The organism is Pseudomonas sp. SMSB3 (genome assembly GCF_052041965.1).
Lineage (GTDB): Bacteria > Pseudomonadota > Gammaproteobacteria > Pseudomonadales > Pseudomonadaceae > Aquipseudomonas.
Window position 1 is genome coordinate 596622 of record NZ_JBKGGV010000001.1, and the last position, 12934, is coordinate 609555.

Sequence of the window (12934 nt, forward strand, 5' to 3'; positions counted from 1 at the left end):
TGGCTGGCTATTCGGCCCATTCGGGGTCGCCAGTGAATACGACGGTGATCCAGCGGTCCGGCCCTTCGCCGCCGACGGCCTCACCAATTTCATTGCGCCACGCGTCCCATTGTTCGATGGTTTTGGCCGGCATGTGCTTGGGCACGATGAAGTACAGCTCGATCTCGCGGGAGCGCCCGACCTTGGCCACATACGCCCGGTATGACTGCAGGCCGTGCTTGGTCACGAAGGCCTGGGCGACGGCATCTACGTGCAGCTTCAAATCGCCAGGTGTCACCAGGAAGATCTCGCCTAGCGCTTGGCGTACGACCGATAGCGGCAGGGGGATGATGACCAGGCATACCAGTGCGAGCACAGTCGGGTCGATGTACGGCGACAGCCATTGCCATTGTGTGCCCTGCACGGCGAAGCCGAAGCCGAAGGCGATGAGCAATGCGGCGGTGATGCTGGCCGACATCACCCAGCCTTTGACATCCATGCGCACGAAATCCGAATTCAACGTGCGATTGGCCCGCGCCTCGACTACCGCAATGGTGGCGCAGGCGATCACCGTGAGCACGGCGTAGACCATGGCGATACCGAACTCCAGGTGCCGACCGCCCTCCAGTACGCTGCTCACCGCATTGATCAGCGCATAGACCGCCACGCCGCTCAGTAGAATCCCGTTCAGGGCCAGTACCATCGGTTCCAGATGCCAGAAACCCATGGTGAAGCGCTCTCGCAGCTTGCGCGAGAGCTGCAGGCTGGTGGCATGCGATGTTATCAGCTTGACCACCACCAGCGACAGGCCACTCATGCTGGCGTCAACCAGCGAGTACACGCCATCGAATACGATGGAGAACGAGCCTGAGGCCAAGCCGAACGCGATGCCGATGACGGCGATGAACAAGGTGACGGCGATCGAAGTGCGCAACAGGCCCTGTTCGCTGGTGAGGTCGAAGAACGATGGGGTGTGCTGGGATTTCATGGAATGAACTCAGTCGAAGCAAGATAACTGTCTGCAGGCTTGCGCGGCTACACGCGAAATTGCGCCATCAACGCCTGCTGCTGGTTGGCCAGGTTGTTCAGCGCCTGGCTGATGCGCGCCGACTCCTCGGCTTGGCCGGAAAGCGATTCGGTGACATCGCGTATGCCCGCCACGTTACGGTTGACCTCTTCGGCGACGGCACTTTGCTCCTCGGCGGCCGAGGCGATCTGCAGGTTCATGTCGCTGATCACGGCAACCGCTTGGCCGATCCGCTCCAGCGCCGGCAATGCCTGCTCCATGCGCGTCGCGCTGGACTGCGCCTGGCGCTGACCTTCATGCATGGCGCCGACCACATCCTGGGTACCTTGTTGCAAACCCTCGATGACCTGGCGGATCTCTTCCACCGAGACCTGGGTCCGCTGCGCCAGGCTGCGTACTTCGTCGGCAACCACGGCGAAGCCACGCCCGGCTTCGCCAGCACGCGCCGCTTCGATCGCGGCATTGAGGGCCAGCAGGTTGGTCTGCTCGGCGATCGCGCGGATCACCTCCAGTACCGAGCCGATCTGCTCGCTGCGTTGTTCCAGGGCACGGGCCTCGTCCATCGCCGTGTCCATGCCGGCGGCCAACTGGTCGATGCTCTGGCGCGTAGTGGCGATCAGTTGCAGGCCTTCCTGGCTGGCCTGATCGGCGCCGCGCGCCGCTTGCGCGGCCTGGGCAGCATTGTGGGCGACATCCTGGGCGGTTGCGCTCATTTCGTTGGCAGCGGTGGCGACCTGCTCGATTTCGCGCTGCTGCTGTTGCATGCCGGCGCTGGTCTGGCTGGCGATCAACGCCGATTGGTCGGCTGTGCCACGCGCATCGAGCACGCAGTCCTTGACCTGGGCGATCACCGGTTGCAGCTTGTCGAGGAAGCGATTGAACCAGCCAGTCAGTTGGCCGAGTTCATCTTCGCGGGCGTAATCCAGGCGGCGAGTCAGGTCGCCTTCGCCGCTGGCGATGTCCTTCAGGCGAGCCGCCACGGCGAGGATCGGGCGAGTGACGCCACGCGCGGTCAGCCACACCAGCAACAGGCCAAGCACGGCCGCCGCAATACCGATCAGCAAGCCGGTGAGGTTGGCGCGCTGGCTGTGGGCGTCGAGGCGTTGATTGAGGGCCAGTGCAGGAGCTTGCAGCACGGCCTCTGGCAGCTCCAGCTGCACCTGCCAGGGCGCGGCATCGGGGATGGGGCTGAAGGGGCGTGAGACCCTGAGCATGCCTTCGGCGACCTGTGCGTCCAGCGGCTGACCCAGCTTGCTCGGGTCGCGGCTGTGCCCGGCGAGTAGGCCGGTGGTGCTGACGATGCTGACCTGGCCCTGGCCGTCAAACAGCTCCTGGCGGCTGTCGAGGCTCAGCTGCTGCAGGTTGTCGAGCCCGATATCCAACCCGATCACGCCGATCACCTTGCCGTCTTGCAACAGCGGCAAGGCAATGCTGGTCATCAACACCTGATGCCCGTTGACGTCATCCAGGTAAGGCTCCAGCACACAGGCCTTGGCGGTTTGCTGCGGGCAGGTGAGCCAGCGGTTCTTGGCCAGGCCGTTGCTGCCGGGGGTCGCGTCGCCGAGCATCGACTCGGGCATCGCCTCCAACTCCAGGGTGCCGGGAGTCGATTGCGACCAGTACAGCGAAAACCGCCCACTGTCGTTGCTCGCCTTGGCTTGCTGGCCAATGAACTGCTGATCCTGCTGGTCCAGGGCATCAGGCTCGAACACCAGGTACAAGCCGATCACGTTCGGGTTGCCAGCCAGGCTCGCGCGTGCCTGACGAGTCAGTTCGTCGCGCACATCGCTGCCGCCCCTGGCCTTGAGCACCTGCACCAGGCGAGCGAAGCCGTTGCCGTATTGGTAGGCATCCATGAAATAGCGCTGGATGCGCAAGGTCTGGGTTTCGGCCTGGGCTTGCAGGCGTAGGCGGGCGCTGTGGTCGAGCATCTCGCTGCTGGCCTGGCTGACCAGCACGGCGCTGCGACGCGCCTGGGTCAATGAGGTGACGACCAACAACGCGACAATGGCCAGCAGGCACAGTCCGGCAAGCAGGGTGATCTTCCATTGGATGGAAAGGCGGCGCAGCGGCATCTGGAATTTCCTTTCAAGCAAGACAACGCCCGCGTTCAAGCGCGGGCGTTATCGATGGCCAGTGTCATTCAGCAATATAGTTCGGTGGCGCGACGCGGAACGCCTTGGTCAGCCAGACCAGGTGCAGCAACCCCAGCAATGCCCAGATGCCGCCGAAGATCAGCGAGTGTTCATTGAGGTCGAGCCAGAGCTTGGCGATGATGCAGAAGCCGATGGTCGGCAATACCAGGTACTTGACCTTGTTCGCCAGCCCCTGGCGCTTGCCTTCGCGCATGTAGCAGTGGCTGATCACCGACAGGTTGACGAAGCTGAACGCCACCAAGGCACCGAAGTTGATGATCGAGGTGGCGGTGACCAGGTCGAAGAAGATCGCCGATAGGGCGATCACGCCGACCACGGCGATGTTCACCACCGGCGTCTTGTAGCGTGCGTGCAGGCGGGCGAACACGCCACCGGGGATGACATTGTCGCGGCCCATCACATACAGCAGACGCGACACGCTGGTTTGCGACGCCAGGCCCGAAGCGATGGTGTTGATTACCGTACAGGCGATGAAGATCGACTGGAACAACTTGCCGCCGACATACAGCGCGATTTCCGGCAGCGCCGCTTCCGGATCATGAAAGCGTGCATTGCTGGGGAAGTACGCCTGCATGAAGTACGACACCAGGATGAACACCACGCCGCCAATCAGCGCGGTGAGGAAGATCGCTCGCGGAATGGTCTTGCCAGGGTCCTTGGTTTCTTCCGACAGGCAAGTGACCGCGTCGAACCCCAGGAACGAGAAGCACAGAATCGTCGCGCCGGCAGCCAGCGCGCCAAGCTGCGTGTGCTCATCGCCGAATGGCGTCAGGCTCCACGTGGTGCCCAGCCCCTCGCCATGGCCCAGGCCGCGCACGCACAGGTAGATGAATACCGACATGATCGCCAATTGCACCAGCACGAACAGCAGGTTGAAGTGGGCGACCAAGTTGATGCTGCGCATGTTGATCAGGCTGATCAGGCCAACGAAGCTGGCCACCCAGACCCATGCCGGCACCTCAGGGAACATTGCCGACAGGTACAGCTTGGCCAGCAAGGCGTTGACCATCGGCAGCAACAAGTAGTCGAGCAGTGACGACCAGCCCACCAGAAAGCCGACATGCGGGTTGATGGCCCGTTGCGTGTAGGTATAGGCCGAGCCGGACTGCGGGAAGCGGCGCACCAGGGTGCCGTAGCTCACCGCCGTGAACAGCACGCCGGCCAGGGCCAGCAGGTAGGCGCTGGGCACATGCCCGGAGGTGATGCCAGAGACGATGCCGAAGGTGTCGAACACGGTCATGGGCGTGAGATACGCCAGGCCGATGATCACCACATGCCAGAGGCGCAGGGATTTGCGGAATTGGCCGCTGCCGGGGGCGTTCGAGTCAGGCTGCATGCAAGTGTGGCTCCATGTTGTTCACCGTTGTTGTTAGGAGCGATAGAAGGCGCGTATCAGGCGCCGGCTTCAGGCTGGCAGTGCCTTGGTGAGGAGAGTGAAGCGTGCAGGCAGGGGCATCCGAGCATCATGACGGCGCGACTTTTCTTCTTCGTGGATCGGGCGCTGAGCGAGGTGATGAAAATAAAAAACGATGCATAGGAAGGTGTCAAGTTAAACATGACAAGATGTGTCTGATTCGAAACATTTATCGATTCCGCAAGGCACTTACTCGACCGGGACAGGGGCTTTAGCTGTATTGAGTCGACCTAAATGTCCGTAAAAATTAACGACAGAAATGCAGAGGGATTGTGTAGGACGGTTCCCAAATCTCTGTGCTCGCCTGCGGCGGCCATCACCTCGCCAGGCGTGGGGTGATATTCTTCCCAGCCACGCGCGGCGCCTGCCGCCACCCCGCCCATATGGACATCGTTCGGTTCTATTCATGAAGAAATCAGTAAGCATCCTCGGCGGCTTGGCCGTCGCCATCGCCGTTGCCACCACCGCTGGCGCCTGGTACATCGGCGAACAACTGCCTGCCCAGCTGGACGACGCCATCGGTGCCAGCAATCAGCAGCTGAAAAAAGCGGTCGACAGCTACGGCGGCAGCATGACAGTGGAGCTGGTATCGCTCGACCGGCACTTCTTCAGCAGCACAGCGCGTTATCGGCTCAAGGCCCGGGACATCAACCTTGGATCCGACGAGCTGCTGAGCTTCGCCCTTGGCGTGACCGATCATATCGAGCATGGTCCGTTTCCCTGGTCGCGGGTCAAGGCCTTGAAATTGATGCCGGTGCTGGCCGCCAGTAACAGCGCGCTGGACAAGGATTCGGTCACGGCGCCGTGGTTCGCCGCAGCCGCAGAGCAAGCGCCGATTCGTGCGCACACCAGCCTGGGCTTGACCGGCAACGTCGACAGCTTGATCAGTGTCGCGCCGCTTAAGTACATCCAGGACGACGGCAGCCGCTTCGATTTTTCCGGTATGACCCTGGAGGTCAGTGGTGACGAAGGCGGCAAGCATTCGACATTCCATGGCAGCGCCGATCGCTTCGCGATGAAGCTGGTCGAGACCGATCAGCCTCCTTTGGGCCTCGAGCTGTCTGGCCTGAAGATTGGCGGCAACCTTGCCCAGAGCAAGCATGAGGCTGTTTACGTCGGCAATGTCGATCTGCTCCTGGCCGAAGTCAAGGCGACCCTGGGGCCGCGTCAGCAAGTGCTGCTACTCAAAGGGGTCGAGCAGAGCACCTTGCAGACCCTCGACGGAGCCGACACGGTCGGTGCCCGTGCAGACTACCGGGTCGCCGATATCACTTGGGATGGGCGGGCAGTGGGCAGCGCGCAGATGGGTGTCAGCGTGAAATCCCTCGACGCGCCGGCGCTGCAGTGGCTGTCGCAGTGGTACCAGGCGCATCTGCCTGAGTTCGAGGCGGCCCAGGCTGAAGGCCAGCCGGTGCCGCAGATTCAGATGGACGCGGCGGAGAAAGCCAGATTCCAGCAGGCGCTGCAGCAGTTGCTGGCGGCCAAGCCCAAGCTTGCCATCGAGAACCTGGCATTGCGTACCGCCAACGGCGAGAGCCGCTTCGACCTGTCGATGGATTTCACTGCCCCGACTTCCTTTGACCTGCCGGCCGATCAACTGAGCCAGCAGGTGATCAGCCAGGTGAAGAGCAAGCTGTCGCTGTCCAAGCCGATGATTGGCGATCTGGCGACGCTGCAAGCCTTGCTCGAAGGACAGACCGATGCCCAGGCGATTGCCTCGCAATCGGGCCAGGCTGGTGAGATGGTCGGCCTGATGGCCGTGCAAAGCGGCTTGGCCACCGTGCAAGGCAACGACGTGGTGTCGAGCTTGCACTATGCCAATGGCATGGTCGATTTCAACGGCAAACAAATGACTGTGGAGCAGTTTGCGCTGTTTTTGGGCATGCAGTTCGCCGCGTTGCAGCCGCAGGGTTGAGCGGCTGATAGGCATGCGCCTGTTCGCCACTCAAGCTGATGGCGAACAGGCCGCTCAGCCAGCGCAAAAAGCGCTTTTGAATTGCCGGGATTGTCTGTAGCCTTCGCCATCCGATAATAATCCGCGCCCGCAGAGGCCGTGGCGGCTTGCCGTCCGGCACCCTTAGCCGATCTGTCAGGGCCGGGTGATACACTCGATTCGATGCGCGTGCGCGCCTGCAGGTCCAGCGATCATGACCCAGATTTCCGAACGCCTGTTGGTTCAGGCCCACCTCGATGCCATTCAGCCCAACCCGCTGTCCGCCGAGCAGGAGGCTGAATACCGTGCGGCCATCGCTGCCGAGCTCAACGCCCAGAATGCGGTGCTGGTGGCGCATTATTACTGCGACCCGGTGATCCAGGCGCTGGCTGAAGAAACCGGCGGGTGCGTGTCTGATTCGCTGGAAATGGCGCGCTTCGGCAAGAACCACCCAGCCGAGACGGTGATCGTCGCCGGTGTGCGCTTCATGGGCGAAACCGCGAAGATTCTCACCCCACACAAGCGCGTGCTGATGCCGACCCTCGAGGCAACCTGCTCGCTCGACCTGGGCTGCCCGGTCGAAGCGTTCTCGGCGTTCTGCGACCAGCATCCGGAACGCACCGTGGTGGTGTACGCCAACACCTCGGCGGCGGTGAAGGCGCGCGCCGACTGGGTAGTGACCTCAAGCTGCGCACTGGAAATCGTCGAAAGCCTGATGGACAACGGCGAGACGATCATCTGGGGGCCGGATCAGCACCTGGGTCGCTACATCCAGAAGCAGACCGGCGCCGACATGCTGCTGTGGGATGGTGCCTGCATCGTCCATGAGGAGTTCAAGTCGCGCCAATTGGCCGACATGAAGGCCCTGTACCCGGACGCTGCGATCCTGGTGCACCCTGAATCGCCTGAAGCGGTGATCGCGCTGGCCGACGCGGTGGGCTCCACCAGTCAGCTGATCAAGGCTGCGCAAACCTTGCCGAACAAGACCTTCATCGTCGCCACCGACCGCGGCATCTTCTACAAGATGCAGCAGTTGTGCCCTGACAAGGAATTCGTCGAAGCACCCACGGCCGGTAATGGCGCTGCCTGCCGCAGTTGCGCCCACTGCCCGTGGATGGCGATGAACACCCTGGAGCGGGTGCTCGATTGCCTGCGCAGCGGTAGCAACGAGATCTTCGTCGACCCGGCGCTGGTGCCCAAGGCGCTCAAGCCGTTGAACCGCATGTTGGACTTCACCCAGGCTGCGCGCCTGAAGCTGTCCGGTAACGCTTGAACTGAGCGGGGCCGCAACAGCGGCCCCAGCAGCATCAGCGCCCCATCATGTCCTGCACCATGCGCTTCTGCTCCATGATCTCGCGCTGGCGTTGGTCGATCTGCGAGGCCAGCGGGAAGTTGCTGCCGGCTCGGCGCTTGGCGTAGTCGAGCTGCTGGATCGCCTGATCGAAATCCCCCACCAAGGTGAAGTACTCTGCCCGTGCCCGGTGCAGGCCGATGGTATTGCCTGAGAGGCCACGCACTTCAGCCATGTCATACCAGACGTCCGGATCATCGGGACGGCTCTTGAGCAAGTCGTTGAGGACCTTTTCCGCTTCGGCCGGCTTGTTCTGCTTGACCAGCAGATCGGCGCGCACCTGTTTCAGCGGGTAGTTGCCCGGATACAGCCCCTGCATGCGCTCGGCGCGCTGTTGCGCATCGGCCAGGCGGTTGTTGGTGATGTCCAGGTCGATCTGCGCGAGGTTGTAGGTGATGTCGTTCGGCGCCTTGGCCAGCAGCGGCTTGAGGTTTTCCCGTGCGTCGTTGAGCTGCCCGCCCTTGATCTGCGCCAGGGCCAGGCCGTAGCGTGCGGCATCGAGCTTGGGGTCTTCGTCAAGCTGGGCGCGAAAGCGCTTGGCGGCAAGGCCCGGCGTGCCTTCGTAGGTGAGGGCGACACGGGCGCGGATCAGCTGATAACGCTGGCTGTCCTCGACCCCGCCCTTGGGTGCTTGCTCGGCACGGTTGCGGGTATCGGCGATACGCGATTCGGTCACCGGGTGCGTCAGCAGAAATTCCGGTGGCTTGGCGTCGAAGCGGTACTGGCGCGCCAGCCGCTCGAACATGGTCGGCATGTTGCGCGGGTCGTATCCAGCCTTTTCCAGGTTCTGGATGCCCACACGGTCGGCTTCCTGTTCGTTCTGCCGGGAAAAGCGGCGCTGTTCCTGGATCGCTGCCGCCTGGGTGCCGGCGATCATGCCGATGCCCGCATCGCCAGCTCCGCCTGCGGCCAGCACGATACCGGCCAGCAGCGCCGCCATCATCGGCAGTTGCATGCGTTGCTGGGCTTCGATCCCGCGGGCGAAGTGGCGTTGCGACAAGTGCGCCAGTTCGTGCGCCAGTACCGAGGCATACTCGCCTTCGGTCTGGGCATTGAGGAACAGTCCGCCGTTGACCCCGACGATGCCGCCGGGTGCGGCGAAGGCATTGAGTTCACGGCTGTCGATGAGGATGAATTCAAGACGCCGGTCCTGCAGCTGGCTGGTTTCGGCCAGGCGGTACACCGTGGTCTCGACGTAATCCTTGAGTTGCGGGTCGTTGAGCTGATTGACCTGGCCACGCAGCAGGCTCAGCCAGGCGCGGCCAAGCTGGTGTTCCTGCTGGGGCGAGACGATCGCGGAGCTGGCATCGCCCAGTGACGGCAGGTCGTCGGCGTGGCTGGGCAGGGCCATCAGGCAGGCCAGCGTCAGCAGAGTAGGGCGCAGTAGATTCATGCACAGGCTCACGTCGGTCAAAAAGGCTTACTGTAGCCGGGTCGCGCGATGCCGACCAGTGGCGGTATGCTAGCGGGCTTTTCCCAGACTTTTCGCCTCGCCCGGAGATGCGCCTGATGAGTGACACCCTGACCTGCGACGCCGAACTCGATGCCAAAGGGCTGAACTGCCCGCTGCCGCTGCTCAAGGCCAAGATGGAACTCAACCGCCTGGCCAGCGGCGCGGTCCTGAAGATCGTCGCCACCGACGCAGGTTCGCAACGCGACTTCCGCACGTTCGCCCAGCTGGCAGGTCACACGCTGCTGCACGAGACGGCCGAGGCCGGCACCTATACCTACTGGCTGCGCAAAGCCTGAGTCTGTCCAAGGATCGTCAATGTTCAAAGTGCTTCGCGACTGGATGCAACGCTACTTCTCCGATGAGCAGGCGGTGGTGCTGGCGGTCTTGCTGTTCCTGGCCTTCACGGTCGTGCTTACCCTCGGTGGTATGCTTGCACCGGTGCTCGCGGGCATGGTCCTGGCGTTCCTGATGCAAGGGCTGGTCAATGCGTTGGAGCGCCTGCGGGTACCGACCCGCTTGGCAGTGTTCGTGGTGTTCGCCTTGTTCATGGGGGCACTGGCAGTGTTTCTGCTGGTGCTGGTGCCGCTGCTGTGGCACCAGCTCATCACCCTGTTCAACGAGCTGCCAGGCATGCTCGGCAAGTGGCAGTCGCTGTTGCTGCTGTTGCCCGAGCGCTACCCACACCTGGTGTCGGACGAGCAGGTGCTGCATGCGATCGAATCGGTGCGGGGCGAGATCGGCAAGTTCGGCCAATGGGCGCTGACGTTCTCGCTGTCGAGCCTGCCGCTGCTGGTCAACGCCATGATCTACCTGGTGCTGGTGCCGATCCTGGTGTTCTTCTTTCTCAAGGACCGCGAGTTGATCGGGCGCTGGGTTAGCGGCTACTTGCCGCGCCAACGTACCTTGCTCAATCGGGTGGGCAACGAGATGAACCGGCAGATCGCCAATTACATACGCGGCAAGGGCATCGAGATTCTGATCTGCGGCATCGCGACCTACATCGCCTTCATCACCTTGGGCCTCAACTACGCTGCGTTGCTGGCATTGCTGGTCGGCTTGTCGGTGGTGGTGCCTTATGTCGGCGCTGTGGTGGTGACCGTACCGGTGACACTGATCGCGCTGTTCCAGTGGGGCTGGGGCGATCAGTTCATTTACCTGATGACCGTGTATGCAATCATTCAGGCGCTGGACGGCAACGTGCTGGTCCCGCTGCTGTTCTCCGAAGCGGTGAGCCTGCACCCGGTGGCGATCATCTGCGCGGTTCTGCTATTCGGCGGCCTGTGGGGCTTTTGGGGCATCTTTTTCGCCATTCCGCTGGCGACCCTGATCAAGGCCGTACTGGACGCCTGGCCGCGCCAGGAGCCCAGCGTCTCGCCGCTGCTTTAGCGTGATCAAGGCCGCTCTGGGGGCAAGCTCAAGCCTTGTTGAGGCTTTGCGCAGCCGCCAGCACGGCATCCACATGCCCCGGCACCTTCACTCCACGCCATTCCTGACGCAGTACACCGTCCTTGTCGATCAGGAAGGTGCTGCGGTCAACGCCCAGGTACTCCTTGCCGTACAGCTTCTTCAACTTGATTACATCGAACAGTTGGCACAAGGCTTCGTCCTTGTCGCTGATCAACTCGAAGGTGAAGCCCTGCTTGGCCTTGAAGTTCTCGTGCGACTTGATGCCGTCGCGCGAAATGCCGAAGACCACGGTATTGGCAGCGGCGAAAGCTGGCTGCTGGTCGCGAAAGCCCTGGCCTTGGGTGGTGCAACCCGGGGTGCTGTCCTTGGGGTAGAAGTACAGTACCACCTGCTGGCCCTTGAGCGCGCTCAGGCTGACGGTCTGGCCGTTGGTGGCCTGGGCCTGGAAGTCGGCGACCGGTTGGTCGATTGCTACAGCCATGGTCGGCTCCTTATACGGGATTCTGCGGGCGCCACGGTTCGATCAGGGCGTCGAGGTTCAACGCGTCGGCGAAGTCCAGGAACTGGTCACGCAACCAGCTGATCTGGGTGCCGGCCGGCAGGATGACGGTGAATTGAGCATTGAGCATGCTGCTGCCGGTTTGCGGCGCCAGGTAGGTGTCGCAGGTCATGGCGTCGAGTTCGACGCGGTGGTCGAGGAAGAACTGGCACAGCTCGCTGATGATGTCCGGGCGGTAGGCGGCGCTGACGTAGGCCACGTAGGGCAGGGCCTGGGGGCGGACTTCCTGGTCGGCGCTGCGCACCACATCGAGGGTCAGGCCATGCTTCTTGCCCAGGCCAGGCAGGGTGGCTTCGAGGCGCGCCAGGGCGTCCCAGCTGCCACCGACCTGCAGCACCAGGGCGCTGGTCTCGCCGTGGCGGCTCAGGCGCGAGGTGACCACGGCGCAGCGGTTTTCGAAAGCAGCGCGGCTGAGCACGTTGGCCAGCTCCATCGGGTTTGGACCCAGGGCGCTGATGACAAGGAATTGTTCGCGGACGGTGGGGGTGGACATGCAGCATTCCTAAAGCGATGAGCGGTCGGTGCAGGACAGGCGAAAGCCTCCTGTCGGCAGGGCCCTGGGCTCGCATGCGAGGACGTGGACGCTGGCCGTGGAGCAGGGTCGGCGGCCCGGCGGGCCGTGCTGCACCGATCAAAGGATCAAGGGTAGCGAAATAAGCCGCCGAGGGGAATGCTCCGCCCGCCTGCTTCGCTTGTGCAAGGTCGATGCCCCCAGTACCATTACCGCTCTCTTTTTCCGGCAGGAGCAGTTACATGATTGCGGGCAGTATGGTGGCGTTGGTCACACCCATGGATGCACAAGGGCGTCTTGATTGGGCAAGCCTCGACAAACTTGTAGACTTCCACCTGGAAAACGGCACCCACGCGATCGTCGCTGTTGGCACCACCGGTGAGTCGGCCACGCTGGATGTCGAAGAACACATCCTGGTCATCAAGCACGTGGTCGAGCGTGTCAAGCACAGCAAGAAGCCGATCCCGGTCATCGCCGGCACCGGCGCCAACTCCACTGCCGAAGCCGTGCACCTGACGCAAAACGCCAAGAACGCCGGTGCCGATGCCTGCCTGCTGGTCGTCCCGTACTACAACAAGCCGACCCAGGAAGGCCTGTACCAGCACTTCAAGCACATTGCCGAAGCCGTCGACATTCCGCAGATCCTCTATAACGTGCCGGGCCGCACCTCGTGCGACATGCAGGCCGAGACCGTGATCCGTCTGTCGACCGTGAAGAACATCATCGGTATCAAGGAAGCCACCGGCGACCTGGTCCGTGCCAAGGCCATCCTGGACGGCGTCGACCCAGACTTCATCGTCATGTCCGGCGACGACCCGACCGCCGTCGAGCTGATCCTCATGGGCGGCAAGGGCAATATTTCCGTCACCGCCAACGTCGCCCCGCGCGAAATGGCCGATCTGTGCGAGGCCGCCCTTGCGGGCAATGCCGAGAAGGCCCGCGCGATCAACGACAAACTCATGCCGCTGCACAAAGACCTGTTCTGCGAAGCCAACCCGATCCCTGTGAAATGGGCGTTGGTGGAAATGGGCCTGATGCACAGAGGGATTCGCCTGCCGCTCACCTGGTTGAGCGAAGGGTGCCACGATAAAGTCCGTACTGCCTTGCGCCAGTCCGGCGTACTGGTTTAAGAGGAAGTACACCG

At 62.7% G+C, this 12934-nt stretch carries 11 protein-coding genes and 1 pseudogene; 5 read left to right on the forward strand and 7 right to left on the reverse strand.

The window, feature by feature from the left end; translation table 11 throughout:
- Positions 1-7: 7 nt before the first annotated feature.
- The 4 genes and pseudogenes from ACLEJW_RS02780 to ACLEJW_RS02795 form a co-directional block, all read right to left on the reverse strand.
- Positions 8-967, reverse strand: coding sequence for a cation diffusion facilitator family transporter (locus ACLEJW_RS02780; protein ID WP_145185969.1), 960 nt, complete (start codon positions 965-967; stop codon positions 8-10).
- Between the two features lie 47 nt (positions 968-1014).
- A complete protein-coding gene (locus tag ACLEJW_RS02785; RefSeq protein WP_409520648.1) occupies positions 1015-1770 on the reverse strand; it encodes a methyl-accepting chemotaxis protein in 756 nt (251 codons plus the stop codon).
- 102 nt (positions 1771-1872) lie between these two features.
- Positions 1873-3081 (reverse strand): annotated as a pseudogene (locus tag ACLEJW_RS02790) (PDC sensor domain-containing protein); the annotation flags it as partial.
- A gap of 64 nt (positions 3082-3145) precedes the next feature.
- On the reverse strand, positions 3146-4498 hold the full coding sequence (locus ACLEJW_RS02795) for an APC family permease (protein WP_440776948.1): 1353 nt from the start codon (positions 4496-4498) through the stop codon (positions 3146-3148).
- A 484-nt stretch (positions 4499-4982) separates the two neighbouring features.
- Here ACLEJW_RS02795 and ACLEJW_RS02800 point away from each other — a divergent pair, with 484 nt between their 5' ends.
- Both ACLEJW_RS02800 and nadA read left to right on the forward strand, forming a co-directional pair.
- On the forward strand, positions 4983-6491 hold the full coding sequence (locus tag ACLEJW_RS02800; RefSeq protein ID WP_440776949.1) for a YdgA family protein: 1509 nt from the start codon (positions 4983-4985) through the stop codon (positions 6489-6491).
- Positions 6492-6723: 232 nt separating this feature from the next.
- Complete coding sequence (gene nadA, locus ACLEJW_RS02805; RefSeq protein WP_313296782.1) at positions 6724-7782, forward strand: quinolinate synthase NadA; 1059 nt, start codon at positions 6724-6726, stop codon at positions 7780-7782.
- A 34-nt stretch (positions 7783-7816) separates the two neighbouring features.
- Here nadA and ACLEJW_RS02810 read toward each other — a convergent pair whose 3' ends face one another.
- Positions 7817-9253: a M48 family metalloprotease gene (locus tag ACLEJW_RS02810; protein WP_145185987.1), complete on the reverse strand. Its 1437-nt coding sequence runs from the start codon at positions 9251-9253 to the stop codon at positions 7817-7819.
- A gap of 116 nt (positions 9254-9369) precedes the next feature.
- On the opposite strand from ACLEJW_RS02810, the gene ACLEJW_RS02815 reads away from it, so the two are divergent.
- A complete protein-coding gene (locus tag ACLEJW_RS02815; RefSeq protein WP_145185990.1) occupies positions 9370-9609 on the forward strand; it encodes a sulfurtransferase TusA family protein in 240 nt (79 codons plus the stop codon).
- A gap of 19 nt (positions 9610-9628) precedes the next feature.
- Positions 9629-10699, forward strand: a complete 1071-nt coding sequence (locus ACLEJW_RS02820) for an AI-2E family transporter (protein ID WP_145185993.1) — start codon at positions 9629-9631, stop codon at positions 10697-10699.
- A gap of 28 nt (positions 10700-10727) precedes the next feature.
- Here ACLEJW_RS02820 and ACLEJW_RS02825 read toward each other — a convergent pair whose 3' ends face one another.
- Both ACLEJW_RS02825 and ACLEJW_RS02830 read right to left on the reverse strand, forming a co-directional pair.
- Entirely contained in the window at positions 10728-11201 is a 474-nt protein-coding gene (locus tag ACLEJW_RS02825; RefSeq protein WP_145185996.1) for a peroxiredoxin, read from the reverse strand.
- Between the two features lie 10 nt (positions 11202-11211).
- Positions 11212-11772 carry a glycine cleavage system protein R gene (locus tag ACLEJW_RS02830; protein ID WP_145185999.1) on the reverse strand — a complete coding sequence of 187 codons (561 nt, stop codon included), beginning with the start codon at positions 11770-11772 and terminating at the stop codon, positions 11212-11214.
- A gap of 260 nt (positions 11773-12032) precedes the next feature.
- Here ACLEJW_RS02830 and dapA point away from each other — a divergent pair, with 260 nt between their 5' ends.
- Positions 12033-12920 carry a 4-hydroxy-tetrahydrodipicolinate synthase gene (gene dapA, locus ACLEJW_RS02835; protein ID WP_145186002.1) on the forward strand — a complete coding sequence of 296 codons (888 nt, stop codon included), beginning with the start codon at positions 12033-12035 and terminating at the stop codon, positions 12918-12920.
- The last annotated feature ends 14 nt before the right edge of the window (positions 12921-12934 follow it).